Source organism: Pseudorhodobacter wandonensis (genome assembly GCF_001202035.1).
In the GTDB taxonomy this organism is placed as follows: domain Bacteria; phylum Pseudomonadota; class Alphaproteobacteria; order Rhodobacterales; family Rhodobacteraceae; genus Pseudorhodobacter; species Pseudorhodobacter wandonensis.
Genome location: NZ_LGHT01000036.1, coordinates 107,089 through 133,161, shown reverse-complemented (window position 1 = coordinate 133,161; position 26,073 = coordinate 107,089). Strand labels below are relative to the sequence as shown.

Sequence of the window (26,073 nt, the reverse complement as noted above, 5' to 3'; positions counted from 1 at the left end):
TTATTTGGCTTGGCGCCTGTTTACGGCAGCGGCGGCAAGGGTTCAAGCCAGATTGGCAACCGCGAGGTTTTCAGCAGGCTGACGGCGGGGGATTTGTGGTCGCCCAAGGCCAAGGTTTCATCGCGCAGGTATTGGGTTGCCACCTCGGGGTTTAGCGGCAGTTGCGCGGCGGGGATCGGGCGGCCTACGGTCAGCGAAAACGGTTGGTTGGATTTGTTCAGTACCTCATGGAACAGGGTGATGTCACGCAGGCTGGGGTGCAGGCGGTCGAGAAGGTAGAACAGGCCCGAGTTGCGGGCGCGGATGTTGACGGGAATGATCGGCAGGTCGTATTTGCGCGCGATCTGGGCGGCGGATTGCATCCACGGGCGTTCATGCAGGCGCAAGCCGTGGCGTTTTGCCAAGCGGCCCGAGGGGAAGATGACGCCGATGCGGCCTTGGGCGACCGCGTGGCGCGTGAAGGCAAGGGTTTCGCGGGTTTTGCTATGGCTGCGCTTATCCTTGCGCCATTCGACCGGCGCGATCATCGGGGCCATTTGCGGCAGCACCCGCAAGATATCGCTATTGGCATAGAAATAGAGATCACGGCGGATCGGGGCCAGCAGGTGGTGCAGGATTATGCCATCGGCAATGCCTGTGGGGTGGTTGGCCACGATCAGGGCTGGGCCGGTGCGGGGAATGTTCTCAAGGCCTTTAGCGCTGGTGTTGCAGGCGATCAGGGACGACATCACCGACATCACACGCTCGGGCGGCAGCGTTTCGCAGATCTGCGCCCAAGTCAGGGTTTCAGGGTATCGCAATAGCCGTTCGATGCTGCGACGAAAGGGGCCAAAGCCGGGCCTGGCAAGCCAAGGCGCGCGTTCGGTCAAAAGGGGGTCAAGGCGCTGTTTCATACGCCCAAGATGGCGTGATTCCGTAACGCGGTTGTGACGAGACGGGGGGCAAGTGCGCCCTGCCCCCGCGTTGTGTCAGGCGGTCAGCATCCGCCCCACCATTTCGCCCAGATTGCGGCTGAGGTTCGGGGTGGATTGGATGCGCTGCAGTTCGGCGCGGATCATGGCTTGGCGGTCGGCATCATAGCGCGGCCAGGTTTCAAAGGCCGTCGACATACGCGCGGCGGTTTGCGGGTTTACGGGGTCAAGCTTGATCAGCCAGTCGGCCAGCAGGCGATAGCTGTCGCCCGAGGCATGGTGAAACCCTGCATGATTGCCAGAAAGCGAGGCAATGACGGCACGGAAGCGGTTGGGGTTTTTCCAATCGAAATCGGGGTCTTGGGTCAAAGCTGCTGTGACTTCGGCGGTGGCATCGGGGGCGGCATAGCTGACTTGCAGGGCGAACCATTTGTCCATCACAAGGCGGTCGGCCTGCCATTGCTGGCGGAACGCCGCGATTTGATCGGCGCCTTGGCCGATATCCAAAAGCACTGCCAAGGCGCCCATTTGTTCGGTCATGGAATTGGCCGCCTTAAAGGCCGCTGCGGCCGCCTTGCCATCATCAAGCCGCGATTGCAGCGACAGCGCGGCCAGCCGCAAGGCCCGTTTGCCCGCAGCAATTGCGCCGGGATCAAACGGGCCGGGCGTCGCCATGCTGGCAATCAGCGCAGGCAGACGCGGGGCAAGGTGCTGCGCCAGATCGGCCAGCATCGCTTGGCGGGCCGTATGAATCACTGCCGGGTCTGGCACATGGCCTGCGGCATGCAGGGTTTGGGCAAGGTCGTCCTCGCCCGCCAAGCGCAGGGTGAGCGCGCGGAACGCGGGGTCGAGCGCGTCGTCAAAGGTGACGGTTTCAATCGCGGCCAGCCAATCAGGTGAGGTGGGCGCATTATCGGTGATCTTGCGGCACAGCGCCTCTTTGGACAAAGCGCGACCCGCCTCCCATTTGTTGAAGGGGTCGGTGTCATGGGCCAGCAAGAACGCACGCTCGGCCGAGGTCGTGACCCGCGACAGCACCACGGGGGCAGAAAATCCGCGCAGGATTGAGGGCGTGGGGCGCGCGGCAAGGCCGTGGAAGGCAAAGCTCTGGCGCGCCTGTGTCAGTTCCAACACGGTTGTTGGCACCACCTCATCGCCGTTGGGGTTCAACAAACCCACGGCCACGGGAATAACCTTTGCATCCTTGACCGGCTGGCCCGGTGTGGCAGGGTTTTTCTGTTCAATATGAAGGGTGTAGATGCCATCTTTAAAGTCGTCTGTCACCGTCAGATGCGGGGTACCCGCCTGGCTGTACCAATGTTTGAACTGGGTCAGATCGCGGCCTGTGGCATCCTCAAATACCTGAAGCCAATCCTCAATCGTGGCGGCATCGCCGTCGTGGCGGTCAAAATAGAGATCGAGCGCTTTGCGATAGCCCGCATCGCCGACCAAGGTGCGCAGCATCCCGATCACCTCGGCGCCTTTTTCATAGATGGTGGCGGTGTAGAAATTGTTGATTTCGACATAAGACTCGGGGCGTACGGCATGGGCCAGCGGGCCGCCATCTTCACGGAACTGGCGGGCGCGCAGGGTTAGCACGTCCTCTATCCGTTTCACCGCATAGCTGCGCATATCGCCCGAAAACTGCTGGTCGCGGTAGACTGTCAGCCCCTCTTTCAGGCAAAGCTGGAACCAGTCGCGGCAGGTGATGCGGTTGCCTGTCCAGTTGTGGAAATATTCATGGGCGATCACAGCCTCAATCCGCGCGTAATCATCATCGGTGGCAGTTTCGGGTGTGGCGAGGACCAGTTTCGAGTTAAAGATGTTCAACCCTTTGTTTTCCATCGCGCCCATGTTGAAATCATCGACCGCGACGATGTTGAAGATATCAAGGTCATATTCGCGGCCGTAAACCTCTTCATCCCATTTCATTGACCGGATCAGGCTGTCCATCGCATAGGCGCATTTGCCCTCATCCCCCGGACGAACGTAGATATTCAGGGCGACATTGCGGCCCGACATCGTGGTGAAACTGTCGGAATAGGCCACCAGATTGCCTGCCACCAGCGCGAACAGATAGGCCGGTTTTGGCCAAGGGTCATGCCATGCGCCCGCGCCCACAGGGTTGCCGTTTGACAGTTGCACCGGCATGTCGCTTTGCATCGTCACATCAAAGCGGGCCATGACATCGGGGCGGTCGGGGTAATAGGTGATTTTGCGAAAGCCCTGCGCCTCGCACTGGGTGCAATACATGCCGCCTGACATATAAAGCCCGTCCAGCGACGTGTTGGTTTGCGGCGAGATTTCAACCTCGGATTCAAGCGTGAAATTGCCGGTTGGCAGGTCGGCGGCAGGGATGGTCAGGCCGGTTTTATCGGGCGTGCAAGCAAGGGGTTTGCCGTTTAGCGACAAGGATTTAAGCACCAGCTTTTCACCGTCAAGCCGCAAGTCCTGGCCCGGTTTGGCCGCCGGATTGGGGGCAAAGGACAGGCGCGCCGTGACGCGGGTTTGCGTGGGGTGCAGTTTGAAATGCAGCGCTACATGGTCAAGCGCATAGGGAAAGGGCGTGTAATCGGCCAGAAGGATGGCTTTGGGTGATGCGTCATTCATTTCATTGGCCTTTATTGCATAAGTTGGCGCCACGTTAGCGCCGCGCTTGGCGGGGTTCAACCACCCCCCAATCTATTCGGCGCCCACAATAGGGGGTTTACGAATCTGCGCGGGACGCTACATCTATGTTCTATGAATGTTCTGGTTTGGTATAAGCGCGATTTACGGGTGGAGGACCACCCTGCCCTGTGTTTCGGCGCAGGGTCTGGCGCGGTTTTGCCGCTGTATATTGCCGAGCCGGAGGCCTGGGCGCTGCCGGATGCCTCGGCGCGGCAATGGGCGTTTGTTGCGGAAACGCTGGCAGGGCTGCGGGCCGATTTGGCGGCGCTGGGGGCGCCCTTGGTGGTGCGCTGTGGTGACGCGGTTGAGGTGCTGGCGCGGCTGTGCAAGCAAAACGCGATCACGCGGATTGTCAGCCATAAAGCTGCGGGCAATGCTTGGGCGCAGGCCCGTGATGCGCGGGTGCGCGATTGGGCCAATGGCGCAGGGATAGAATGGGTCGAGCTGGCGCAAACTGGCCCCGAGATGCTGGCAGCCCCTGCGCTGCGGATGGTTGCGGGCATCGAGCCAGGGGTTATTCCCAACGCGCGGGCCTTGCGGATGGCGGTTGATGACTGCCCGCATCGCCAGATCGGCGGGCGGGTACAAGGCGAGGCGCTGCTGGACAGTTTTCTGGCGCATCGCGGGCTTGGCTATGCCAGCGGCAGCGATGCGGTGACAAGCGCCGAGCGCGTTTCGTCGCGCATGTCGCCCTATCTGGCGGTGGGCGCGGTATCGCGGCGCGCGTTGGCTTTGGCAGCCCAAGCCCGGATTGACGCGCGGCCGGGTGGCGAATGGGGGCCAAGCCTGCGGGCGTTTCAGGGGCGGATCGGTGCATCGGGCAAGCTGGCGGGGGCAACGGATTTAACCTTGTCGCAAGAAGACAATGCTTTGTTTGATGCATGGCGCAAGGGGCAAACCGGCCTGCCCTATGTGGATGCCTGTATGCGCTATCTGATCGCAACGGGGTGGATAAATTTTGCCGCGCGGGCGATGCTGACGTCGGTTGCGGTGCATCACTTCCGGCTGGATTGGCGGGCCGTGGGGCATGTTTTGGCGCGGCGCTTTACCGACTATGACCCGGCCATTCATTGGCCTTTGGTGCAGCGGTTGGCGGGTGCAAACGGGCAACGCGCGCGGTTGATCGACCCTGTGAAACAAGGCCAGTTGCATGACCCGAACGGTGCCTTTACCCGCCGCTGGGTGCCGGAACTGGCGGGGGTGCCAGAGGCGGTTTTGCAAACCCCGTGGAAATGGCCCGCTGCGCAAACGGTTTTGGGGCGGCGCTACCCCGAACCGGTGGTTGATATTGCCACTGCCGCACGCGAGGCACGGGCGGTGATGCGCCGCAGGTGCGTGCCACAATATCCGGTGTTGATCGAGCCTTGCGCGGGGCATGGCCGGTTTTTCAAGACCCCTGGCGAAGGCATGCGGCGGGTGCGGCTGCCTGTGGCGGGCCAGCTTTGTCTGGATTTGTGATGGCAAAACGGATTGAAAAACACCATTTGCCGCAAAAGATTTGCGCGACTTGCGGGCGGCCTTTTGTCTGGCGCAAGGCCTGGGCCAAGGTATGGGATGAGGTGCGCTATTGCTCGGACCGCTGTCGTGGCAGCAAAGGAAAATCGGCAAATCTGGCGCAACTTTCAAAAAATTTATGAAAGTGATGTGGCAAATCAAAGCCGTAAAACAAGGCTATTTTGTTGCCTTTGTGCAGGGTTGCTCCTAACTATTTCGTAACGCGAAACAGGAGAGACAAGGCGATGGCGCAAATGTTGGACAAGGGCGGAATCACGGTAGACGCGCAGCTGGTGCAGTTTATAGAAGACAAGGCCCTGCCCGGCACTGGCGTCAGCCCGGATGCGTTTTGGGCGGGCATGGCGGGGGTTATCAACACGCTTGGCCCCAAGAACCGTGCCTTGCTGGCCAAACGTGATGCGCTTCAGGCCAAGATTGATGCGTGGCATATCGCCCACCGCGACCAGCCGCATGACGCCGATGTTTATATGGCGTTTTTGACCGAGATTGGTTATCTGGTGCCGGAAGGCGCTGATTTCACGATAGAAACGCAAAACACCGACCCCGAGATTGCAAGCATCGCCGGCCCGCAGCTGGTGGTGCCGATTACCAATGCGCGCTTTGCGTTGAACGCGGCAAATGCCCGCTGGGGCAGCCTCTATGACGCGCTTTATGGCACCGATGCGATGGGCGTGCAGCCGCCCAAAGGCGGGTATGAGCGCGGGCATGGCGCTAGGGTTGTGGCACGGGCACGGCTGTTTTTGGATGAGGCCTTTCCGATCAAAGGGGCCAGCCATTCGGATGTGCGGCGCTATCATGTTTCGGGCGGGCAGTTGCTGGTCGATGATTTGCCGCTGATGGAGCCTGCGAAATTTGCAGGCTATCGCGGCAATCCTAAGGCTCCCGATGCTGTGCTGTTGAAAAACAACGGCTTGCACGTGGAACTGGTGTTTGACCGCGCCCATCCGATTGGCAGCCATGACCGTGCGCTGCTGGCCGATGTGCGTGTTGAGGCGGCGGTTTCTGCAATTATGGATTGCGAGGATTCGGTGGCCTGTGTGGATGCCGAGGATAAGACGCTGGCCTATTCCAACTGGTTGGGCCTGATGAAAGGCGATCTGGAGGACAGCTTTGACAAGGGCGGCAAGCGGATGACGCGCCGCCTGAGTGCCGACCGCGACTATGCCGCGCCCGATGGTACGCCTTTTGCGCTGAAGGGGCGCGCGCTGATGCTGGTGCGCAATGTCGGGCATTTGATGACCAACCCCGCCGTGCGCGACAAGGATGGCAATGAGGCCTATGAGGGCCTGATGGATGCCTGCATCACCACGCTGATTGCGATGCATGACTTGAAAGCCAAGGGCGGGAACTCGGTTTCAGGTTCGGTTTATGTGGTGAAGCCCAAGATGCACGGGCCGGAAGAAGTGGCCTTTGCCGATGAGATTTTCACCGCGGTTGAGGCAATGCTGGGCCTGCCGAAATACACGGTAAAACTGGGGATTATGGATGAGGAACGCCGTACCACGGTGAACCTGAAAGAATGTATCCGCGCCGCAAAGCAACGCGTGTGCTTTATCAATACAGGGTTTCTGGACCGCACTGGCGATGAAATCCATACCAGCATGGAGGCAGGCCCGTTCAGCCGCAAGGACTTCATCAAGCGCAAAGGCTGGATTGGCGCCTATGAGGCGATGAACGTCGATATTGGCCTTGAATGCGGGCTGTCGGGGCGTGCGCAGATTGGCAAGGGCATGTGGGCCATGCCCGACCTGATGGCCGCGATGCTGGAGCAAAAGATCGACCACCCCAAGGCGGGTGCGAATTGTGCTTGGGTGCCCTCACCCACCGCCGCCGTGTTGCATGCGCTGCATTATCACAAGATCGATGTGTTCGCGGTGCAAAAGCGTTTGGCATCCGGCGGGCGGCGTGCGCATGTGAATGCGGTGCTGGATATTCCGCTGGCCACCTATCGCCGCTGGACCGAGGCGCAGATCATGCAAGAGGTGGAAAACAACGCCCAAGGGATTTTGGGCTATGTGGTGCGCTGGATTGACCAAGGGGTCGGCTGTTCGAAAGTGCCGGATATTCACGATGTCGCCTTGATGGAAGACCGCGCGACCTGCCGGATTTCGTCGCAGGCGCTGGCGAACTGGTTGCATCATGGTGTGGTATCCGAGGTGGCCGCGATGGGCGCGATGCAGAAAATGGCCGCAGTGGTAGACCGTCAGAACGCAGGTGATGCGGCCTATGTGCCGATGGCGCCCGGATTTGACGGGATCGCCTTTAAGGCGGCCTGTGAACTGGTGTTCAAGGGCAGAGAGCAGCCGTCGGGCTATACCGAGCCTGTGCTGCATGCGCGGCGGTTGCAGTTGAAGGCGCTGGGGAAACGGTAGGCGCCACTGCGACCGGCGGCCTTTGGGTGTGAGGGCAGAGCCGGGCGTACGCGTCCCCGGACCCGAGGGCAAAGCCGGGGGTTTCACCCCCCCGGACCCCCGTGGGATATTTTTAGATAGATGATAGGGGTCGGTTGGCGTGGAAATCAGGGATCTTGTTGCAAGTGATGAGGCGGCTTGGCGCGGGCTTTGGGCACAGTATCTGGCCTTTTACGAGGTGAGTTTGGACGCTGAAGTCACCGATCAGACCTGGGCGAGATTGGTGGACCCTGCGGCGCTGTTGCGCGGGCGGGTGGCGGTGGTGGATGGCGAGGTGCTGGGCTTTGCGTTGCACCATACGCATCTATCGACCTGGGTTGCCGCGCCGGATTGTTATTTGGAAGATTTGTTTTTGGCGCAGGCGGCGCGGGGCCGTGGTCTGGGCCGTGCGTTGCTGGATGATCTGATCGCGATTTGCCGCGCCAAGGGATATGCGCGGCTATACTGGCACACGGATGAGGGCAACGCACGGGCGCGGGCGCTGTATGACAGCTATGCGCCCTATGACGGGCATGTGCGCTATCGCCTTAAGCTTTGAGCGCCATACGCGCCAGTTTTGCCATCAAAAGCAGCACGGGTGCCGCGTGCAGCAGCAGGTCAAATATATCAAACGGGCGGGTCAGCGTGCCTGCGGCCAGCATTTTCAGCTTTTCCCACAGATGCGGTTCGGGAAAGAATGGCGCGAGGCCGAGTGTGAGCGCCGCGAGGATAAGCAGGGTAAGCGGAATGCCGTCAAGAAAAGCCATAGGAGCCCCGATGTTTTGGGGTTTTTCTACAGCACATATTCCACGAAGTGAATAGGTAAAAATGGCGCGGTTGACGGGGCTCGAACCCGCGACCCCCGGCGTGACAGGCCGGTACTCTAACCAACTGAGCTACAACCGCGCATTTTTTACGTTCGGGGCGGGCGGATGGCTGGCGCGGTTGACGGGGCTCGAACCCGCGACCCCCGGCGTGACAGGCCGGTACTCTAACCAACTGAGCTACAACCGCGTATGCCATCCGGGCCCGCCCGAACGTGTGGCGGTATTACGGTGGGGCGCAGGCGGCGTCAAGCGGCCAATGCGGTTTTTTCACACCTTGGGGCAGGAATAATTTTCAGGCTTTGGTCGGGCGGGGATTTGGCAAGCGGATGCTGCGAAAACCGGGCTTTGCGGCAGCCTTGTTTTTTTGAGGAAGGCCAGAGGGGTCTTGTGGCCCGCGCAGTCTGCTTGCCGTCCCCTCGTCGCTAGCGTGGTCGTGGCCTGCGAGAGCGCAAGGTGAGGCATGGGGAAAGGGACATGTGGGCGCGCGTTGCCGAGCGGCGCAAGACTTAGGCGGACAGCGCCCAAGTCACTGATAGTATTCAACTAAGGAGGGGGATGGTGGGTCGTGACGGGCTCGAACCGCCGACATCTTCGGTGTAAACGAAGCGCTCTACCAACTGAGCTAACAACCCGTTGGCGGTGGAATAGCCGATGATTCCGCGGGGTGCAAGAGGGGTTTTCAGCATTTTTTCAAACAAATGAAATTAGCTGCGATTGAATGCGCAACAGATTGCAAAGGCTGGCGAACAGGGGCATTCCTAAAGGCCTGCAAAAAAGGGGAATGCGATGATTATTGGCCATATCGGGGTGCGCAAAGGGTCTAAGGGCGTGCCGGGAAAAAACTTTCGCCCGATCTGTGGCAAGCCGCTGATGGATTGGTCTTTGGATCAGCTTTTCGCCGATCCGCAGGTCGATGCGGTGGTGGTATCAACGGATGATGAGGAAATGTACGCCCATGCCGTAAAGCGCGGGGCGCTGGAAATCGGGCTGCGGCCTGCGCATTTGGCCACGGATACGGCAGGCAAGTTTCATGTCTGGCAGCACGCGCTTGGCGTGACCGAGGCGATCACTGGCCCCGCCACGGCGTTTCTGGACCTCGACTGCACCTCGCCGCTGCGGCTGCCGCAAGATATCACCGATGCGCTGGCGCTGTTTGCCAATGAGCAGCCCGATATGGTGATGTCATGCTGCGAGGCGCGCAAGAACCCCTATTTCAACCTTGTCGAGCCGGATGAGAGCGGTGCCTTGCATGTGTCCAAGCCCCTGCCCGGCCGCGTTTTGGCGCGTCAGCAGGCGCCTGTGGTCTATGAGCATGTCGGCGTGGTTTATGTGGTGGCGCCCGACTATCTGCGCCGTGCCGAAGGGCTGTATGACGGGCGGGTGATTCCCTATGTTCTGTCGCCCGAGCGTTGCCACGATATTGACAGCCCGTTCGACCTGAAGATTGTGGAATTCCTGTTGCAGCAGCAGATTGACGCGGGGCTTAAGCCCTGAGTTTGGCAATACCTGCCAAGGTGCGCTGGGTGGCGCCGGCGTGGGCGGCAAAGAACGCATCGATTTGTGCAGGCGTTGGGTCGTCGCGGGCAATCAGCGCGGCGGCAAGGGCTGTGGCATCGGGGACCGAGCGCGCCACACCTGCGACCGCAGCCTCGGCAAAGGGGTATTCGATGGTAAAGGTTTCAGGGCCGACCAGAACCGGCTTTTTCAGCGCCAAGGGCTCGATAATATTATGCGCGCCTTTGGGGTTGAATCCGCCGCCGACGACAACGCGGTCAGCCATCGCAAGGTAGAAATACATCTCGCCCAGGCTGTCGCCGTAGAACACGTCGATATCAACAGGAATGCTGCCCGACAGATCGGGGCCAAGGGTGGTTGACCGGCGGGCGATGCGCAGGCCTGCGGCGGTAAGCTGATCGGCCACTTCGGCAAAGCGTTCGGGGCGGCGCGGGACATAGACGAACAGCGTGTCACGAACGGCCTGCACCGCCTTGATTGCGCTGATATATCCGGCGTCTTCACCTTCGATCGCGCTGGCAATCACGACGACATCCCGTGCAGGTTTCAGCGCCGCACCTGCCGCGATTTGGGCCTGTGGGATGGGCTGATCAAAGCGCAACTCGCCCGTGATCTGGATGTTTTGCACGCCGACCGAGGCAAAGCGGGTGGCTTGCAGATCGGATTTCACCAAAGCGCCGGCAAAGCCCTGCATGAGCTGCGCGCGCAAACCGGTTTGGCCATCACGGGCATAGCTTTTGCTGGGATATTGCGCGTTGCACATGAACAGGGGTACGCCCTTGGCGCGACACGCCATGATCATGCGCGGCCAGATCTCGATCTCCATCACCAGCCCGTATTTCGGGGCAAAGGCGCGGAAAAAGCCGGCAAAGCACAGGCCGATTTCAAACGGCACCCAAACCACACGTACCTGCCCGGCGGCGATGGCCTTGGCAAAGACACGCGTCGATTCGCGGCGGCCTGCGGGGGTGAAATGGGTGATGACCACGCTTTCGCCCTGCCCCAACAGCGCGTTGATCAGCGGCACGGCCGAGCGCAGCTCGCCCAGAGACACGGCATGCACCCAGATGCTGCCCCGCTTGGGCGCAGAATAAAACCCGAAACGTTCGGCGATATTGGCGCTGTAATCGGCATCTTTGCGCCCGCGCCGCCAAAGATAAACCAGCACGACAGGCAGGCCCAAAACCCAGAGCGCGGCATAGGCCGCAAGCGCCAGACGCAGCTTTGGCGATGGGAATTTAGGCATGGACCATCCCCAGCAAAGCGCCTGCCAGATCATCCAAAGGTGCCGCACGCCGTACAAGCGATTGCCCGCGCAAGGCTTGTTGTGTCAGATCATTGCTTTGCAGTGCGGCGGCAAGCGCGGCGGCATCGGTTACCTCACGCGCAGCATCGGCCACATGCAAGGCGGCGTAATCGGCGGCAAAGTTACCTACGCGCGGGCCGTGCAGCACAGCACAGCCCAAGGCGGCGGCCTCCCACGGGTTATGACCTTCGACGGCACCGAAACTGCCACCGATCAGGGCGGCAGTGGCCAAGCGGTACCACAGCCCCAACTCGCCAAAACTATCGGCAAGATAGATCGGCTCGTCGGTCAATGCCTCACCTGTACTGCGCCGCACGAATGGCATCGTCAGCGCAGGGTTTCGCTTGGGGTCGCGCGGCACAAGCACCAAAAGCCAGCTTGGATCGGCGGCAAACAGCGCCTGTTGCGTGGCCTCGGCGATAATTTCATCTTCGACATGGGTCGAGGCGGCGACCCAGACTTTGCGGGATTTGAACCGGTTTTCCATCTCGGTCAGCGCAGCGGCGTTTGCCTGCAGCAGCGGGGCGGCCGATTTCAACGACGCCATGACCTGCGCATCGCGCGCGCCCAAGGCGGTTAAATGCGCAGCGCTGGTGGCATCCTGGGCGATAACGCGCTGAAACCTTGGCAAGGTGTCGCGGTACAAAGCCTTGATAAATTGACGTTTCTGCGCCGAGGCATCGGTAATCCGTGCATTCAGCAGCACCAAAGGAATACCGCGCTGGTCGCAGGCATAAACTGCGTTGGGCCAGATGTCTTGCTCGGCCCAGATGGATAGATCAGGCTGCCAATGATCGAGAAATTGCGCAACAAAACCGGGTGCATCCAGCGGCAGATATTGATGGATGGTGCGGGCGGGCAGGTTTGCGGCAATCACCTGCGCCGAGGACCGCGCCGAAGACGTGATCAGAAAATGCGCCTCTGGGTCGGCGCGGCCCATCGCCTCGATCAAGCCGCGCAGGGCCATAACCTCGCCAATGCCGACTGCGTTCAACCAGATCAGCCGCCCTTTTGGCCGTGCCTGCCCCGCCTGCCCCAGCTTTTCACGCCAGCGCGTGGCATCTTCGCGGCCTTTGTGCAGACGCTTTTTCAGGTGAAGCACGGCAAGCGGCGCAAGCGCCTGCGTAAGCAGACTGTAGCCGCGCAAAGCGACACTGGCGTTCGCGGCCTTAGCCATTGTCTTGAAACTCTTTTTGCAACCCGCGCGCCCAGAAGCCTGCGTCCTTTAGCACTGCGACAAAGCGTTCGGCCGAAGAGCCCGAGCCAAAGCCTTCGTGGCGCGGATGCGATTTGCCCCAGTTTTGTGCGAGGAACCCTGCGATTTTGGCGCTGTCGGCGGCATCGGCAAAGGTGATCGAGGGGGCATCAGCGCGGTTGTGCTGGCGTGTGCCGATATCCAATGACGGGATGCCCAAAAACGGCGCCTCGCGCACGCCCGCGCTGGAATTGCCCACCATACAGGCCGCGTTTTTCATCAGCTCCGAGAAATGCGCGAACCGCATCGAGGGAATCAGCCTGAACCTATCTTTTGGCAGGGCGTTGATAACCTTGAAAATATCTTCGGAGCCTGGGTCATTGTTCGGTGCAATCAGCACGAAATTGCGCCCCGAATCCACAAGTGCGCCATAAAGGTCGCGGGCCTGCGCGCCCATCGTCGCCTGCTCGGATGTGACGGGATGAAACACCGCGATTCCATAGTCCTGAAACGTGATACCATAGCGGGCGCGCACCTCGTCCAGCGTCACGCCACTGGGCTGAGAGTGGAAATCAAGCTCGGGCGAGCCGATGACATGCACTGCCGCCGCAGGTTCGCCCAAGGCCATCACGCGACGGGCGGCAGAATCCGAGCTGACAAAATGCGCGGTTGCCAGCTTGGTATTGCAGTGGCGGAAAATCTCGTCAATCGTGCCCGAAACCTCGCCGCCCTCGATATGGCCCGAGCGGATGTAATTGGTGGCCGCAACCAAAGTGCAGGCCAGCGCCTCTACCCGGTCGCCATGGGTGATGATCAGATCGGGTTTGGTTTCGGTGATGAAATCGGAAAACCCCATGACGGTTTTGGCCAACACCATATCTTGCGGATCGCCGGGGCGTTGGTTCAGATATTCATGCACCGCCACGCCCTGCATGCGCTGCACCTCAAGCTTCGTCAGCCCGTACCGCGCCATCATATGCATGCCGGTCACAAAGAACGACACCGTAAAACCGGCATCACGAACGGCAACCGCAAGTGGTTCCAGCTTACCAAAATCGGCCCGGGTTCCCGTAACGAAAAGGATCGAATGGGTCATGTGTTGCCTTTATTCGGTTCACGTGTTGCATTGCATTTGCGCCCGGACAGTACAAGGGTTTTGCAGACTGGAAAAGCCACTCAAAACCCTTTAGTCAGGCAGTTAAAGTCGGGAAAGGAAACGAATTTGCAGCAAGAGCGCGTCGTTATATGTATGAAGTGGGGCACACTTTACCCCGCAGAATACGTGAATGTCCTTTATAATGCAGTCAAAAGGCACCTCCCCGGCACGTTTCGCTTTGTCTGTCTGACAGATGATTCAAGCGGGTTTGAAGAAGGGATCGAGAGCTATCCCATCCCCGATATTGGCCTTGAAAACCACCATTGGTATAATGGCGCCTGGCCCAAGTTCAGCCTGTTTTCGTCTGACCTTTATGGCCTTTCGGGCCGCGCCTTGTTCATCGACCTTGATATGGTGATCTTGCAAGATCTGACCCCATTCTTTGAAGTCGAAGGCGATCTGGTCGCAATTGATGAGGCTGCCTGGCGAAGCAAAACTGCCGCGCCAAGCACTATGTCGAGTATATTTGCGTTCACGATCGGCAGCTTGGGCTATCTTGTCGACCGCATTCGCAAAGACCGAGACCGTCTGGCTGGGAAATACGGGTTGGAGCAAGCCTATCTGCATGGAGAGGTTGCCGATGTGCGGCATTGGCCCAAGGGTTGGGTCATCAGTTTCAAAGTTCACCTGCGCCGACCTGTTTTGATTGATCACTTCATTGGGCCTAAGGCGCCTCTGCCATCGGCAAAGGTACTTGCATTTCACGGGCGGCCGCGTCCGATTGATCTTATCCGCCCAACCGGGCAAAACTGGGATCGTTTGCCGCATTACGGGACCAAAGCGGTGCCTTGGATGCAGGCCTATTGGCGCGAGAATGGCGGGGAGACCTAGGTCCGGTTTTATCAGGGCCAGAGCATCCCGCGCCTTACCATATGTATGATTTTGCCAAACAGGTTGCGAAACCGCAGGGCATAATTGGGCAACCGTTGCCAAGCCGGAAACTTTACGACATCGGCAAAGCCTTTGCCTGTGATCGTGCTTTCGTTTCCGTCGTCAACATGGCTTGGAAAGGGTTCCAGGCCAAAATGCCTGAAATCATGATGAAATGTCCGGTCCAGTTCATGATCAATCGGGCGGGTTATTGGCAGCATGTTTTGCAACAACTGCGCTGCCAAATCGCGGGTAATCAGATAGGCCCCCAGCCCCGTCGCGGCCCCGATATAGGCATTCAGCGCATAAGGCCCGAGCGTCGCCTGACGCACCGGATGCTTTGCGCGGATTTTGTTCAACTTTAGAAAGTCCCAACTGTGGACGGACTCTTTGGCGAGCTGGAGAGCCGCCAGAAAATCGTCGTGAAACACGACGTCATCTTCAAGCACAAGTGCCACGTCTTTGTCGGTTTTCAAGAACGCCTGCCAAACCCCAAGATGCGAATGATAGGTGCCTATTTCACCTTTCAAGACATGTCGCCCGGTGTTTCGCTCAAAGGCAATGGTATCAACGCTTGGAGCAAGTTCATCCCAATGCGCCTTGCCATCAATTGCCTTGAACCACGTATAGGATAACCCGAGCGCATCAAGACGTGCTTCCATATCCGCGCGGCGTTTTGCAGACCGCTCCAGATTGATCAGAAAGACCGCGATTTCGGGTTGGGTGGATTCCGGTGCCTGCCCCATTTTGCTAGCGCCCAACCGCTACGGAACCAAGCCGTTCGCGTTCTTGAATTTCAGCCAGAACTTCCGGCATAGGCGCTGGTAGCTCACCATTTTCTACGGCCCCAAGATAGTCGCGGCGCGCGACATGGTGCATAGACCCGACGGGTTCGCCTGATGAGCGCTTTAGAAGGTTAAACCCCAACAAATCCACGGTAGGATAGCGCAAGGTCAGGTGGAATTCGCTGCGACTGTCGATCGTCATGAACAAGTCAAACACCGCATCGCGCCAGCGTCATCCCGGTTTTCGGCTGCTGCCAAACGCATTGACTGTTGCGTAACGTCAATACGCCTGAATATGCTTTTGCTCAGGGTGCCTTGACTTGAATCTTCTGCTAATAGTCCGAAGATTGCGTTTGCAGTTTTTCCATCAGATCGTCAAAGGTGAACAACGGCGCAACCGTAAGCTTGGCGTTGACCAGCGCATGCGTTAGGCGCAATTCGCCATAGCGGATCGCGTTGTATTTGAAGCTGGACAGCCGGTAATCCACCCAAAACCGCTTGAACCCTTCAGAGGCAAGTGCTTTGTGCTCGAACCCAAAGAATAGATTGCAGATGCGGCGTACGCACGCTGGAGCGTTTGCGCGCCCGACCGTAAGGCCGCAAGATCATGCCGACAACATCTGCGCCCAACGTCTCGGCGCGCTCCAACGCTGTATCGCCCGCGCATAAAGGCCACCAAACGCTGTCATTTAAAACGACCAAGGCCTGCATATCCACATTCGCCTCGCGCAGAACGCGCAAGCCATCGCGATAGCCGCCAAAATCATAGCCGATATTCGGCCGTTCCAGGATTTGCCAGGTCACGGGTGCCAGTTGCGCCCGCGCATCATCGGGCAAAGCGGTGTTTGAAACCACCAGAACCGAATAGCCGTTGTCGACCAGATGTTGGCAGGTCAAAAGTGTAGAGCGCGTAAGTTTTTTTGGCTGATAAATCAGCAAAAGGGCAAACTTCTGACCGGCAGGCTGATCGCCCTTGGTCAATTTGATCGCGCTGTGAAAGTTGCGGTCATGGTGCCATTTGGTCACCAAATCGATAGGGTAAAGCACGACCGAGCGCAGTTGGTCCATCGGTCGTTTCAGTTCACGCTTCAGTTTCCAGAGTGGGATCACGCCAGATCGCTCCATTTCAGCTGTGAGTTGCGGGTCACAGCGCGGGTCAGGGTTTTGCCGACAACCTTGTCGAACTCATAGCCCGCAATCTCTCCCGATCCGGGGCGGCGGGCCCAGATGTCGGATTCGGTGATCACGTGGCCCTCGGGCAAATCGCGGTCGGCCACCACACTGGCGCGGGCAAAGCGGTAGACGGGCTCTTCAGCCTCGGTACGTTGTTTTGGGTTGTGCAGGGCTGTATGGATTTCGCGCGACCGGTCAATCAGGAATTTCAATTCCACAGGGTCCATCGAGTTGATGATATCCGGCCCCTTGCGGTAACGGCTGTCGGTGTAATGGCGTTCCAGAATGCTGGCGCCCAAAGCCACCGAGGCCAGCGCCATTTCCGGCCCGATCGAATGGTCGGAAAAGCCGACGACAGCACGCGGAAAAGCGGCTTTCAGGTCGGTAACCCCTTGCAAAGACACGATTTCGGGCGGGCTGGGGTACAGGTTTGTACATTCAAGCAGCGCATAGTCTACGCCCGCCTCATCCAGAATCGCCACGCTGGCGCGCACAGATTCGATGCTTTGCATACCGGTTGACATGATGACCGGTTTGCCAAAGCGCGCGATATGGCGGATCAGTGGCAGGTTATCGGCCTCACCCGAGCCGATCTTATAGGCGGCGACATCCAGTGTTTCCAGAAAATCTGCGGCGGCGCGGCTGAAGGGGGTCGAGATATAGATCATCCCGAGGCTTTCGGTATAGGCTTTCAGCGCGCGCTCATCGTCCAGCGACAGCGCGCAGGCCTCCATCACATGCCAGATCGAGACATCGGCATTGGGCGGAAAGATCGACTTGGCCTCATCCGTCATCTCGTCTTCAAGAATATGGGTTTGGTGCTTGATACATTCGCAGCCCGACAGGGCCGCCAGCCGCACCATTTCTTTCGCTACCTCAAGGCTGCCACCGTGGTTGATGCCGATTTCGGCGATCACGAGGGGCGGATGGTTGGGGCCGATGCTGCGATTGCCGATCTTCATAGCTTATTCCTTATGCGTTTGCCGCGTTGTAACCTGATCGCGGGGGCGCGCCTAGACCGGCTTTAGCCCTGTCCGAAAACGCTGCATATTTGCGCGATATCCCGCCGCCGATTTCAACAGCTTTTCCTGCGCCACCGCGTCCAAGCTGCGCACCACTTTGCCCGGCGCGCCCATGACCAAACTGCCATCGGGGATAGCCTTGCCTTCGGTGATCAGCGCCCCTGCCCCGATCAGACAGCCTTTGCCGATCTGTGCGCCGTTCAGCACCACAGCGCCCATCCCGATCAAGGTGCCATCACCGATCATGCATCCGTGCAGCATTGCCTTATGCCCGATCGTGCAATTGGCGCCGATGGTCAGCGGAAACCCCATATCGGTGTGCAGCACGCAGTTTTCCTGGATGTTGCTGTTTTCGCCCACGCGGATTTCTTCGTTATCGCCACGCAAAGTGCTGCCAAACCAGATGCTTGCGCCTTGTTCCAGCACAATCTTGCCAATGACATTGGCATCATCTGCAACCCATGTATCGGGGTGGATTTCGGGGGCAATACCGTCAAGCGCATAGATCATCTTGTCTCAAACTCCTGATTCAGGCCGCGTACAAAGCCGGAAAGCTGCGGCTGGCGGTCACGGCGCAGGCGCTCGGCCTCAAGGATTGTACGCAGCTGGGTAAAGGTTTGGTCGAGATCGCGGTTGACCAGAACATAGTCATATTCGGCCCAATGGCTGATTTCGGATTGCGACTTTGCCATGCGGCCGGCGATGATTTCATCACTATCTTGCGCGCGGCCGCGCAGGCGGCTTTCCAGCTCGGCAATCGACGGCGGCAGCACGAAAATCGAGACCACATCCCGCCCCAGTGACGAGTTGCGGATTTGCTGGCCACCCTGCCAGTCAATATCAAACAGCGTGTCGCGGCCTTCGGCCATTGCTGCCTCGACCGGCGCTTTGGGCGAGCCGTAAAAATTGGTGAACACCTCGGCATGTTCCAGCATTTCGCCGGCAGCGATCATTGCCTCAAACTGCGCGCGGCTGCGGAAATAATACTCGCGCCCGTCCTGCTCGCCTGCACGGGGCGCGCGGGTGGTGGCGGAAACGGAAAAGCGCAAGCTCGGGTCCCATGCCATCAGCAGTTTCGCGAGTGTCGATTTTCCGGCCCCCGAAGGCGATGACAGGATCAGCAAAAGCCCACGGCGGTTCGGTGTATCAGACATATTCATTCCACGTTTTGTACTTGTTCGCGCATCTGATCAATCACGGTCTTAAGGTCAAGCCCGACCCGTGTAAGCGCTGCGGCCTGCGCCTTGGCACAGAGGGTATTGGCCTCGCGCATGAACTCTTGCATCAGGAAATCGAGCTTGCGGCCCATCGGGGCATCGGCAGCCACCAAGGTGCGCGCGGCGGAAACATGGGCGCGCAGGCGGTCCAATTCTTCGGTGACATCGGCTTTGACGGCAAGCAAGGCCAGCTCTTGTGCGATACGGTTTTCATCCAAAGTATCAGCAGCTTGCATCAGTTTTGTCACATTGTCGCGCAGGGTTGCTGCCGCCACATTGCGCCGTGCATCGGCAGCGGCTGTGGCATCCTGTACCAGCGCCTCAATCTGGTCCAATTGATCCAGAATGACGCTTTGCAGGGCGCGCCCCTCATTGGCCCGCATCACCAGCAAATCGGACAGAAGATCGTCAAAATCCGCGATCAGGGCGGCCAGCAGCGGGGCTGTATCGTCGGCGTCGTTTGCCTGTTCCATCACGCCGCGCAATGACAGAATATCGGCCTGACTGGCCTGCGCCAGTGTCACACCGATGTCCATCGCCTTGGCCTCTACCTCGGCCAGCATGGCCAGCGCCGAGGCAAGGGCGGCAGGGTTTATGCGCATCGGGGTATCGGCGCCCGCCTCGCGGCTGATTTTCAACGTCAGGCTGACATTGCCACGGTTCAGCCGCTTGGACATGACGGCCCGCAGTTGTGCCTCTAGCCCGTCGATCCAATCGGGCACGCGCAGCCGCAAATCAAGGCCTTTGCCATTGACCGAGCGCATATCCCACACCCAAGACTGTGCCTCAAACTGGCCACGCCGCGTGGCAAACCCTGTCATTGATTGTGTCATATGCAAAAGCCTCGACTATCGTTTACGCAACACCCGCCCGGTTGGACATGCATTTACCATTTATAGAGATTCTTCTCTGAGTGCAGCCCGTTTTGTGTATATTAATATTTGAGTAACCTAGATTGCCGTATCGTTAACCATGTCACCCCGCCTCTTTGGCCAAGGTGGCGGCGTCGCGCGGTTTGGGTTGGCAAAGGTATCAAAGGGGGCCGTGGCAAGCGCGGTCTGATGGCAAGCAACATGACAACAACAAACGAGAGTGACAGTTTTTCGTCTGATCGCACCAAGTCGATGGCGCTTGTCCGCGCCTATTGGGAGGCGCTGCGCCAAGATGGCGAGATTCCGTTGCGCCGCGATATTGACCCGCGCGGCATAGAAGAGGTGTTGTCGAGCACGTTTCTGATTGAACGGGTTGCGCCGGGCATGGCGCGGTTTCGCATCGCCGGCATGGATTTGTCAGATGTGATGGGGATGGATGTACGCGGTCTGCCCCTGTCGGTGGTTTTTGTGCCAGAGGCCCGCGCCGCATTGGCCAGCAAGCTGGAGCAGGTGTTCCACAGCCCGGCGATCATGGAGATGACGCTTCAGGCCAGCGGAGGCCTTATTAAACCAAGCCTGAGCGCCAAACTGCTGGTGCTGCCGTTGCGCGATGAAACCGGGCAAATCAGGCTTGCGCTTGGTTGTTTTGCGTTGAAGGGCAATATTGGCCGCAGCCCGCGCCGTTTTATCATTGAAAAGGCGAGTGTTACCGCAGTGGCAAGCATTGCGCCAAGTGCTGGCCCAAGTTCTGGCCCAAGCTTTGGAAATGATGCAAATGGCTTTGCGCCCAAGGTCATTACCAACGCCAGAATAATGGATTTTGCCGAATCGCCAACGCCTTTTAACCACAAGAAAAAGACTGACGGCAAACCCGCCAAGCCATCCTATTTGCGGCTGATCGACTGACGCGCGGCCCTGCCCGTTATGGAATGAAAAAAGGGCACCGGTTGGTGCCCTTTCTTATAGTTTAAACCAAAGTCAGATCACAAAGCGACGCGACGTTCGGCAAGGCGGGTCTTTGACAGCTCTTCGGCCACCAAGAACGCCAGTTCCAGCGATTGGCTTGCATTCAAGCGCGGGTCGCATGCGGTGTGGTAACGATCGGCCAGATTCTCATCTGTGACATCGCGCAAACCGCCGGTACATTCGGTTACATCCTTGCCGGTCATCTCAAAATGAACGCCGCCGGGGATGGTGTTTTCTGCATGGTGAACGGCAAAGAACTCGCGCACTTCGCGCAGCACGGATTCAAACGGACGGGTTTTGTAACCGCTGGCCGCTTTGATCGTGTTGCCGTGCATCGGGTCACAGGTCCACAGCACGTTTGCGCCCTCTTCCTGTACCGTTTTGATCAGACGTGGCAGGTTGTCGCCCACTTTGCCCGCGCCAAAGCGCGCGATCAGCGTCAGCCGGCCCGCCTCGTTTTGCGGGTTCAGCTTGGCCATCAGCACCTTCAGGTCTTCGGCTGTTGTTGTCGGGCCGCATTTCAACCCGATCGGGTTCAACACGCCACGCGCAAATTCAACATGTGCACCGTCGGGCTGACGGGTGCGGTCGCCGATCCAGATCATATGGCCCGAACCTGCAACCGGCTGGCCGGAAATGCTGTCTACACGGCACAGCGCCTCTTCGTATTCCAGCAGCAAGGATTCGTGGCTGGTGTAGAAATCGACCTGGCTCAGTTGATGCGCGGTCGAGCTGTCAACGCCTGCCGCCGCCATGAAATCAAGCGCATCGGAAATGCGGTTCGACAGTTCGCGGTAGCGTTCGGCCTTGTCGTGTTCGGCAAAACCGAGCGTCCAGGAATGCACGCGGTGAATATCGGCAAAGCCGCCAGTGGAAAACGCGCGCAGCAGATTAAGGCTGGCTGCGGCTTGGGTATAGGCCTGCAACATGCGGGCAGGATCGGGGATCCGGCTGGCCTGCGTGGCATCAAACCCGTTGATGATGTCACCACGGTAGCTGGCAAATTCCTCACCGTTGATCACCTCGGTGGGCGCCGAGCGTGGCTTGGCGAATTGCCCTGCCATGCGGCCTACCTTGATCACCGGCACTTTCGCGCCATAGGTCAGCACAACTGCCATCTGCAGCATCACGCGGAAGGTGTCGCGGATATTGTCAGCAGAAAACTCGGCAAAGCTTTCGGCGCAATCGCCGCCTTGCAACAAGAAGGCCTTGCCTTCAGCGGCCAGCCCCAATTGCTTTTTCAGGCGCCGCGCCTCGCCGGCAAACACCAGCGGCGGATATTTCGCAAGCTGGGCCTCAACGGCGTTCAAGGCATCTGCATCCAGATAATCGGGCATTTGCACCCGAGGTTTGCTGCGCCAATCTGATTTTTTCCAAGCTTGCGTCATCGGTCTTCTCCGAAAGTTAGCGGTATCGGGCTGTTGTATAGGCAGATGTAGACGGAAAGCAAAGGGTGAAAGGCCCAGCCCCCCTTGCCCAGCCGTCGTTTTCCTGTTTCGGTGTAACAGCTTTTAACAAAGCGCAAGTTGTCCCAAAGGTAAGAAATGTCCGCCACGCCGCAAAAAGCCACCAATGCAGGCAAAGTCCAAGGCCCCAAGCGCTTTGTGTTTTTGCTTTTGGATAAATTCACAATGCTGTCTTTTGCCAGCGCGATCGAGCCGCTGCGCATTGCCAACCGTGTGATTGGTGCGCCCATTTATCAATGGGTTCTGGCAGGCGAAGGCAATAGCGAAGGCGTTGTGCATTGCTCGAATGGGGCTGCCTTCAAGCTGGATATCGGCCTGTCGGAAATCGGGCGCGAGGATACGGTTTTGGTGTGCGGCGGCATCGATGTGCAAAAAGCCACGACAAAAGCCATCTTGAACTGGCTTCGGCGCGAGGCGCGTAAAGGCGTGGCAATTGGCGGGCTGTGCACAGGGGCCTATGCGCTGGCCAAAGCCGGGTTGCTGGATGGAAAAAAGGCGACGATCCATTGGGAAAACCAGGACGGGTTTATTGAAGAGTTCGAGCAGGTCAAGCTGACGCGCTCGATCTTTGTGATTGATGGCAACCGGATGTCGACAGCGGGCGGCACGGCGTCGCTGGATATGATGTTGAAAATCATTGCGGCCGATCATGGCGAAGATGTCGCCAATACCGTTGCCGATCAGCTGATCTATTCGACCATCCGCACCGATCAGGATACGCAGCGCCTGTCTATTCCCACCCGCATCGGCGTGCGCCACCCAAAGCTGAGCCAGGTGATCCAGATGATGGAAACCGCGATCGAAGAGCCGATCAGCCCGGCCGATCTGGCCGATGATGTGGGCATGTCGACGCGCCAGCTGGAACGGCTGTTCCGCCGCTATCTGAACCGCAGCCCCAAGCGCTATTATATGGAATTGCGCCTGTCGAAAGCACGCAATCTGTTGATGCAAACCGATATGTCGGTCATCAATGTGGCGCTGGCTTGCGGCTTTGCCTCGCCTTCGCATTTTTCAAAATGCTACCGTGCGCATTATTCAACCACCCCGTACCGTGAGCGCGGCAGTCAGGGCGGCTCATCATTGCGCCTGTCGATTTGACAGGCGCCGCAATGACGTAAATTGACGCTAGGGAATGCAGCAAGTGGCTTGGGCCAGTTGCGAATAAACAGGCACACATCTGCGAAAATAGCTAATTTTCTGTGCGAAACATCCCGCATCAACGCTGTTTCCCGCCTTTTCTTTTCATTTCGCTGCGTCTAATCTCGGAACAGGAAAAAATTTTCCAATTGGGAGACGACAATGAAAAAACTGATGTTGGCGACAGCCGCAACCGCATTGATGGCCGGTGGTGCATTCGCAGAGGATGCAAAAATCGGTATCATTCTGGGCTTTACCGGCCCGCTGGAATCGATCACGCCGAGCATGGCGGCAAGTGCCGAGCTGGCGATTGCCGAAGTGAACGCTTCGGGCAAATTCATGGGTGGCGGCAAAGTTACCTCTGCACGCGCCGACAGCACCTGCGTTGACGCAGCCGCGGCAACCGCCGCCGCTGAACGCCTTGTCACTGCCGAAGGCGTAAACGGCATTATGGGCGCAGATTGCTCGGGTGTTACCGGTTCGGTTTTGCAAAACGTTGCACGCCCGAATGGCGTTGGCATGATTTCTCCTTCGGCCACCTCGCCAGGTCTGTCGAGCGCCGAAGACGATGGCCTGTTCTTCCGTACAGCGCCGTCTGACGCGCGCCAGGGCGAAGTTATCGCCGATATTCTGGGCGAGCGCGGCGTGAAATCCATCGCGATTTCCTATACCAACAACGATTACGGCAAAGGCCTGTCCGACAGCATCTCTGCCGCGTTTGAGGCAAAAGGTGGCAAGGTTACTGTTGTAACCGCACATGAAGATGGCAAAGCCGACTATTCCGCCGAAGTGGCTACATTGGCTGCCGCAGGTGGCGATGTGCTGGTTGTTGCCGGTTATGTTGACCAAGGTGGCAAAGGCATTATCCAAGCCGCACTTGATACCGGTGCGTTCAGCACATTCTACCTGCCCGATGGCATGTATGGCGAAAGCCTGATTGAGGCCATTGGTCCGGGCCTGAACGGTACATACGGCACCGTTCCCGGCACCGATTCCGAAGGTGCTGCAAAGTTTGCCGAGCTGGCAAAGGCAGCAGGTTTCGACCCAACCTCGTCTTACACCGGCGAAAGCTATGATGCAGCGGCGCTGATCATGCTGGCGATGGAAGCGGCGAAATCGACCAATTCCAAAGACTGGACCGCCAAGGTGATGGACGTGGCCAACGCACCGGGCGAGAAAATCAACGCAGGCGAATTGGGCCGCGCGCTGGAACTGATCGCAGCTGGCACCGACATCGACTATGTTGGCGCAACAGCGGTTGAGCTGATCGGCAACGGCGAAGCTGCGGGCAACTTCCGCGAATACACCGTCACCGATGGCAAGTTTGTAACGGACAAATTCCGTTGATCTTGCACTAAGGTTTCTAAATGCGGCCCGAAGGGTTTCCCTTCGGGCCGTTTGTCCATATTTTGGCCGCCGCCAAGACCATTGCGCCTAGAGGGAGAAAGCGATGATCGTCGTTGAAAATCTGCACAAACATTTCGGCGGGTTTCACGCCGTGGATGGTGCATCCCTTGCGATCGAAGAAGGCTCGATTACCGGGCTGATCGGCCCGAATGGCGCGGGAAAGACCACGTTGTTCAACGTTATCGCCGGCCGTTTGCCGCCCACCTCGGGCCGCGTGAAAATGGCGGGCGAGGATATTACCGGCCTGCCGCCGCATGAATTGTTCCACAAAGGCCTGCTGCGCACATTTCAGATCGCGCATGAGTTCGGGTCGATGACGGTGCGCGAAAACCTGATGATGGTGCCGGAACATCAAGCGGGCGAGACGCTGTGGAACACCTGGTTTGCCCGTGGCCGCATTGCCGCCGAAGAACGCCGCGTCCGCGACAAAGCCGATGAGGTGCTGGAATTTCTGACGATCAGCCATTTGGCCGATCAGCGCGCCAGCAACATTTCCGGTGGCCAGAAAAAGCTGTTGGAGCTGGGCCGCACCATGATGGTCGATGCCAAGATCGTGTTTCTGGATGAGGTGGGCGCAGGGGTAAACCGCACCTTGCTGAACACCATCGGCGACGCGATTATCCGCCTGAACAAAGAGCGCGGCTATACGTTCTGCGTCATCGAGCATGACATGGATTTCATCGCCCGCATCTGTAACCCGGTGATTTGTATGGCCGAAGGCAAGGTTTTGGCCCAGGGCACCGTGGACGAAGTGAAAAACGACGAGCGTGTGATTGAGGCCTATTTGGGGACGGGTCTGAAGAACAAGGTCAAGGTCGGTGCCTGAACGATCCGTGGTTGTTCTACGAAACGCCATGTGCATCGCAGGGCGCTTTGCCGGATAAAGTGCTACGGAAATTTGTGAAGAGATGAAAGAAGACTGCAGCCTGACTTGCAAAAAGCCGCAGCTTAGAGGGATTAGATGTCGGAACCGTTTTTGATTGGCGAGAATATGACCGGTGGCTATGGCGCCGTGGATATTTTGCACAATTGTACCATCGCCGTCGAAAAGGGCGAGATTGCTGTGATCGTTGGCCCGAATGGCGCCGGCAAATCCACCGCGATGAAGGCTGTGTTTGGCATGCTGAACCTGCGGGGGGGGCGTGTTATGCTGCAAGGGCAGGATATCACCGCGCTGTCGCCGCAAGACCGCGTGGCCAAGGGCATGGCCTTTGTGCCGCAGACGTCGAACATCTTTACCTCGATGACGGTTGAGGAAAACCTAGAGATGGGGGCGTTTTTGCGCCGTGACGATATCTCGGGGACGATCGCGCAGATTTATGATCTGTTTCCGATTTTGAAAGACAAACGCTACCAGCCCGCGGGCGAGCTTTCGGGTGGGCAGCGTCAGCAGGTTGCTGTGGGCCGCGCCTTGATGACCCAGCCCAAGGTGCTGATGCTGGACGAACCCACCGCAGGCGTGTCGCCGATTGTTATGGATGAATTGTTTGACCGGATTATCGAGGTCGCGCGCACAGGCATTTCCATTCTGATGGTCGAACAGAACGCCCGACAAGCGCTTGAAATCGCGCATAAAGGTTATGTTCTGGTGCAAGGGGCGAACCGTTTTACCGATACCGGACAGGCCTTGATGCAAGACCCCGAAGTGCGTCGCAGTTTCTTGGGGGGCTAGG

General features: G+C 58.6%; 26 protein-coding genes and 3 tRNA genes. 11 read left to right on the top strand and 18 right to left on the bottom strand.

Annotated elements, in window-relative coordinates:
* Positions 1-20: 20 nt before the first annotated feature.
* Together AKU79_RS11555 and pepN are read right to left on the bottom strand one after the other, a co-directional pair.
* Positions 21-893 carry a lysophospholipid acyltransferase family protein gene (locus AKU79_RS11555; protein WP_050523740.1) on the bottom strand — a complete coding sequence of 291 codons (873 nt, stop codon included), beginning with the start codon at positions 891-893 and terminating at the stop codon, positions 21-23.
* A gap of 75 nt (positions 894-968) precedes the next feature.
* The gene (gene pepN, locus AKU79_RS11550) at positions 969-3,521 is read right to left on the bottom strand and encodes an aminopeptidase N (RefSeq protein WP_050523902.1); all 2,553 of its coding nucleotides are present in this window, start codon (positions 3,519-3,521) and stop codon (positions 969-971) included.
* Positions 3,522-3,653: 132 nt separating this feature from the next.
* Here pepN and AKU79_RS11545 point away from each other — a divergent pair, with 132 nt between their 5' ends.
* From AKU79_RS11545 to AKU79_RS11530, 4 genes are all read left to right on the top strand, one after another.
* Positions 3,654-5,039, top strand: coding sequence for an FAD-binding domain-containing protein (locus tag AKU79_RS11545; RefSeq protein ID WP_050523739.1), 1,386 nt, complete (start codon positions 3,654-3,656; stop codon positions 5,037-5,039).
* Entirely contained in the window at positions 5,039-5,218 is a 180-nt protein-coding gene (locus AKU79_RS11540; RefSeq protein ID WP_050523738.1) for a DUF2256 domain-containing protein, read from the top strand. The genes AKU79_RS11545 and AKU79_RS11540 overlap by 1 nt, the downstream gene beginning before the upstream one ends.
* Positions 5,219-5,320: 102 nt before the next feature.
* Complete coding sequence (locus tag AKU79_RS11535) at positions 5,321-7,468, top strand: malate synthase G (RefSeq protein ID WP_050523737.1); 2,148 nt, start codon at positions 5,321-5,323, stop codon at positions 7,466-7,468.
* 139 nt (positions 7,469-7,607) lie between these two features.
* Positions 7,608-8,045: a GNAT family N-acetyltransferase gene (locus AKU79_RS11530; protein WP_050523736.1), complete on the top strand. Its 438-nt coding sequence runs from the start codon at positions 7,608-7,610 to the stop codon at positions 8,043-8,045.
* On the opposite strand, the gene AKU79_RS11525 is transcribed toward AKU79_RS11530, so the two are convergent.
* From AKU79_RS11525 to AKU79_RS11510, 4 genes are all read right to left on the bottom strand, one after another.
* The gene (locus AKU79_RS11525) at positions 8,035-8,253 is read right to left on the bottom strand and encodes a hypothetical protein (protein ID WP_050523735.1); all 219 of its coding nucleotides are present in this window, start codon (positions 8,251-8,253) and stop codon (positions 8,035-8,037) included. The two genes, AKU79_RS11530 and AKU79_RS11525, sit on opposite strands and share 11 nt — an antisense overlap.
* Positions 8,254-8,315: 62 nt before the next feature.
* A tRNA-Asp gene (locus tag AKU79_RS11520) sits at positions 8,316-8,392 on the bottom strand.
* A gap of 31 nt (positions 8,393-8,423) precedes the next feature.
* A tRNA-Asp gene (locus tag AKU79_RS11515) sits at positions 8,424-8,500 on the bottom strand.
* A 369-nt stretch (positions 8,501-8,869) separates the two neighbouring features.
* Positions 8,870-8,945 (bottom strand) — tRNA-Val (locus tag AKU79_RS11510).
* A 154-nt stretch (positions 8,946-9,099) separates the two neighbouring features.
* Between AKU79_RS11510 and AKU79_RS11505 the strand changes: the two genes are divergently transcribed.
* Complete coding sequence (locus AKU79_RS11505) at positions 9,100-9,807, top strand: acylneuraminate cytidylyltransferase family protein (protein WP_050523734.1); 708 nt, start codon at positions 9,100-9,102, stop codon at positions 9,805-9,807.
* Here AKU79_RS11505 and AKU79_RS11500 read toward each other — a convergent pair.
* The 3 genes from AKU79_RS11500 to neuC are packed head-to-tail and all read right to left on the bottom strand — an operon-like array spanning position 9,797 to position 13,425.
* Positions 9,797-11,074 carry a 3-deoxy-D-manno-octulosonic acid transferase gene (locus AKU79_RS11500; RefSeq protein ID WP_050523901.1) on the bottom strand — a complete coding sequence of 426 codons (1,278 nt, stop codon included), beginning with the start codon at positions 11,072-11,074 and terminating at the stop codon, positions 9,797-9,799. The genes AKU79_RS11505 and AKU79_RS11500 overlap by 11 nt on opposite strands.
* Positions 11,067-12,311: a 3-deoxy-D-manno-octulosonic acid transferase gene (locus AKU79_RS11495; RefSeq protein ID WP_050523733.1), complete on the bottom strand. Its 1,245-nt coding sequence runs from the start codon at positions 12,309-12,311 to the stop codon at positions 11,067-11,069. Before AKU79_RS11495 ends, AKU79_RS11500 begins: the two co-directional genes overlap by 8 nt.
* Entirely contained in the window at positions 12,304-13,425 is a 1,122-nt protein-coding gene (gene neuC / locus AKU79_RS11490) for a UDP-N-acetylglucosamine 2-epimerase (RefSeq protein ID WP_050523732.1), read from the bottom strand. Before neuC ends, AKU79_RS11495 begins: the two co-directional genes overlap by 8 nt.
* 153 nt (positions 13,426-13,578) lie before the next feature.
* On the opposite strand from neuC, the gene AKU79_RS11485 reads away from it, so the two are divergent.
* A complete protein-coding gene (locus AKU79_RS11485) occupies positions 13,579-14,316 on the top strand; it encodes a hypothetical protein (protein ID WP_050523731.1) in 738 nt (245 codons plus the stop codon).
* Between the two features lie 11 nt (positions 14,317-14,327).
* On the opposite strand, the gene AKU79_RS11480 is transcribed toward AKU79_RS11485, so the two are convergent.
* The 8 genes from AKU79_RS11480 to AKU79_RS11450 form a co-directional block, all read right to left on the bottom strand.
* Positions 14,328-15,101, bottom strand: a complete 774-nt coding sequence (locus tag AKU79_RS11480) for a glycosyltransferase family 25 protein (protein ID WP_050523730.1) — start codon at positions 15,099-15,101, stop codon at positions 14,328-14,330.
* A gap of 4 nt (positions 15,102-15,105) precedes the next feature.
* A complete protein-coding gene (locus AKU79_RS11475) occupies positions 15,106-15,342 on the bottom strand; it encodes a hypothetical protein (protein ID WP_156209681.1) in 237 nt (78 codons plus the stop codon).
* A gap of 130 nt (positions 15,343-15,472) precedes the next feature.
* Positions 15,473-15,628 (bottom strand): hypothetical protein, encoded by a 156-nt coding sequence (locus AKU79_RS19295; RefSeq protein WP_156209679.1) that lies wholly within the window; start codon positions 15,626-15,628, stop codon positions 15,473-15,475.
* 19 nt (positions 15,629-15,647) lie between these two features.
* Positions 15,648-16,250, bottom strand: a complete 603-nt coding sequence (locus tag AKU79_RS11470; RefSeq protein ID WP_197087303.1) for a rhamnan synthesis F family protein — start codon at positions 16,248-16,250, stop codon at positions 15,648-15,650.
* The gene (locus tag AKU79_RS11465) at positions 16,247-17,275 is read right to left on the bottom strand and encodes an N-acetylneuraminate synthase family protein (protein ID WP_050523727.1); all 1,029 of its coding nucleotides are present in this window, start codon (positions 17,273-17,275) and stop codon (positions 16,247-16,249) included. The genes AKU79_RS11470 and AKU79_RS11465 overlap by 4 nt, the downstream gene beginning before the upstream one ends.
* Positions 17,276-17,326: 51 nt before the next feature.
* Entirely contained in the window at positions 17,327-17,845 is a 519-nt protein-coding gene (locus AKU79_RS11460) for a gamma carbonic anhydrase family protein (RefSeq protein ID WP_050523726.1), read from the bottom strand.
* Positions 17,842-18,489 (bottom strand): guanylate kinase, encoded by a 648-nt coding sequence (gene gmk, locus AKU79_RS11455; protein ID WP_156209675.1) that lies wholly within the window; start codon positions 18,487-18,489, stop codon positions 17,842-17,844. Before gmk ends, AKU79_RS11460 begins: the two co-directional genes overlap by 4 nt.
* A 2-nt stretch (positions 18,490-18,491) precedes the next feature.
* Positions 18,492-19,385 carry a YicC/YloC family endoribonuclease gene (locus AKU79_RS11450; RefSeq protein WP_050523724.1) on the bottom strand — a complete coding sequence of 298 codons (894 nt, stop codon included), beginning with the start codon at positions 19,383-19,385 and terminating at the stop codon, positions 18,492-18,494.
* A 240-nt stretch (positions 19,386-19,625) separates the two neighbouring features.
* Between AKU79_RS11450 and AKU79_RS11445 the strand changes: the two genes are divergently transcribed.
* Complete coding sequence (locus AKU79_RS11445; RefSeq protein ID WP_197087301.1) at positions 19,626-20,330, top strand: PAS domain-containing protein; 705 nt, start codon at positions 19,626-19,628, stop codon at positions 20,328-20,330.
* A gap of 77 nt (positions 20,331-20,407) precedes the next feature.
* On the opposite strand, the gene AKU79_RS11440 is transcribed toward AKU79_RS11445, so the two are convergent.
* On the bottom strand, positions 20,408-21,778 hold the full coding sequence (locus tag AKU79_RS11440; RefSeq protein WP_050523722.1) for a class II 3-deoxy-7-phosphoheptulonate synthase: 1,371 nt from the start codon (positions 21,776-21,778) through the stop codon (positions 20,408-20,410).
* Positions 21,779-21,934: 156 nt separating this feature from the next.
* Here AKU79_RS11440 and AKU79_RS11435 point away from each other — a divergent pair, with 156 nt between their 5' ends.
* The 4 genes from AKU79_RS11435 to AKU79_RS11420 all read left to right on the top strand — a co-directional run bounded on the left by AKU79_RS11435 (position 21,935) and on the right by AKU79_RS11420 (position 26,072).
* Positions 21,935-22,954, top strand: coding sequence for a GlxA family transcriptional regulator (locus tag AKU79_RS11435; RefSeq protein ID WP_050523721.1), 1,020 nt, complete (start codon positions 21,935-21,937; stop codon positions 22,952-22,954).
* 201 nt (positions 22,955-23,155) lie between these two features.
* A complete protein-coding gene (locus tag AKU79_RS11430; RefSeq protein ID WP_050523720.1) occupies positions 23,156-24,340 on the top strand; it encodes an ABC transporter substrate-binding protein in 1,185 nt (394 codons plus the stop codon).
* A gap of 103 nt (positions 24,341-24,443) precedes the next feature.
* Entirely contained in the window at positions 24,444-25,226 is a 783-nt protein-coding gene (locus AKU79_RS11425) for an ABC transporter ATP-binding protein (RefSeq protein WP_050523719.1), read from the top strand.
* 135 nt (positions 25,227-25,361) lie between these two features.
* Positions 25,362-26,072, top strand: coding sequence for an ABC transporter ATP-binding protein (locus AKU79_RS11420; RefSeq protein WP_050523718.1), 711 nt, complete (start codon positions 25,362-25,364; stop codon positions 26,070-26,072).
* Position 26,073: the final 1 nt, after the last annotated feature.

Coding starts and splice junctions, on each gene's coding strand:
- pepN (WP_050523902.1), bottom strand. CDS start 3,521: ATGAATGACGCATCACCCAAAGCCATCCTTCTGGCCGATTACACGCCC.
- AKU79_RS11485 (WP_050523731.1), top strand. CDS start 13,579: ATGAAGTGGGGCACACTTTACCCCGCAGAATACGTGAATGTCCTTTAT.
- AKU79_RS11525 (WP_050523735.1), bottom strand. CDS start 8,253: ATGGCTTTTCTTGACGGCATTCCGCTTACCCTGCTTATCCTCGCGGCG.
- AKU79_RS11480 (WP_050523730.1), bottom strand. CDS start 15,101: ATGGGGCAGGCACCGGAATCCACCCAACCCGAAATCGCGGTCTTTCTG.
- neuC (WP_050523732.1), bottom strand. CDS start 13,425: ATGACCCATTCGATCCTTTTCGTTACGGGAACCCGGGCCGATTTTGGT.
- AKU79_RS11445 (WP_197087301.1), top strand. CDS start 19,626: ATGACAACAACAAACGAGAGTGACAGTTTTTCGTCTGATCGCACCAAG.
- AKU79_RS11540 (WP_050523738.1), top strand. CDS start 5,039: ATGGCAAAACGGATTGAAAAACACCATTTGCCGCAAAAGATTTGCGCG.
- AKU79_RS11495 (WP_050523733.1), bottom strand. CDS start 12,311: ATGGCTAAGGCCGCGAACGCCAGTGTCGCTTTGCGCGGCTACAGTCTG.
- AKU79_RS11450 (WP_050523724.1), bottom strand. CDS start 19,385: ATGACACAATCAATGACAGGGTTTGCCACGCGGCGTGGCCAGTTTGAG.
- AKU79_RS11460 (WP_050523726.1), bottom strand. CDS start 17,845: ATGATCTATGCGCTTGACGGTATTGCCCCCGAAATCCACCCCGATACA.
- AKU79_RS11555 (WP_050523740.1), bottom strand. CDS start 893: ATGAAACAGCGCCTTGACCCCCTTTTGACCGAACGCGCGCCTTGGCTT.
- AKU79_RS11535 (WP_050523737.1), top strand. CDS start 5,321: ATGGCGCAAATGTTGGACAAGGGCGGAATCACGGTAGACGCGCAGCTG.
- AKU79_RS11465 (WP_050523727.1), bottom strand. CDS start 17,275: ATGAAGATCGGCAATCGCAGCATCGGCCCCAACCATCCGCCCCTCGTG.
- AKU79_RS11435 (WP_050523721.1), top strand. CDS start 21,935: ATGTCCGCCACGCCGCAAAAAGCCACCAATGCAGGCAAAGTCCAAGGC.
- AKU79_RS11430 (WP_050523720.1), top strand. CDS start 23,156: ATGAAAAAACTGATGTTGGCGACAGCCGCAACCGCATTGATGGCCGGT.
- AKU79_RS11440 (WP_050523722.1), bottom strand. CDS start 21,778: ATGACGCAAGCTTGGAAAAAATCAGATTGGCGCAGCAAACCTCGGGTG.
- AKU79_RS11545 (WP_050523739.1), top strand. CDS start 3,654: ATGAATGTTCTGGTTTGGTATAAGCGCGATTTACGGGTGGAGGACCAC.
- AKU79_RS11500 (WP_050523901.1), bottom strand. CDS start 11,074: ATGCCTAAATTCCCATCGCCAAAGCTGCGTCTGGCGCTTGCGGCCTAT.
- AKU79_RS11420 (WP_050523718.1), top strand. CDS start 25,362: ATGTCGGAACCGTTTTTGATTGGCGAGAATATGACCGGTGGCTATGGC.
- AKU79_RS11505 (WP_050523734.1), top strand. CDS start 9,100: ATGATTATTGGCCATATCGGGGTGCGCAAAGGGTCTAAGGGCGTGCCG.
- AKU79_RS11475 (WP_156209681.1), bottom strand. CDS start 15,342: ATGACGATCGACAGTCGCAGCGAATTCCACCTGACCTTGCGCTATCCT.
- AKU79_RS11425 (WP_050523719.1), top strand. CDS start 24,444: ATGATCGTCGTTGAAAATCTGCACAAACATTTCGGCGGGTTTCACGCC.
- gmk (WP_156209675.1), bottom strand. CDS start 18,489: ATGTCTGATACACCGAACCGCCGTGGGCTTTTGCTGATCCTGTCATCG.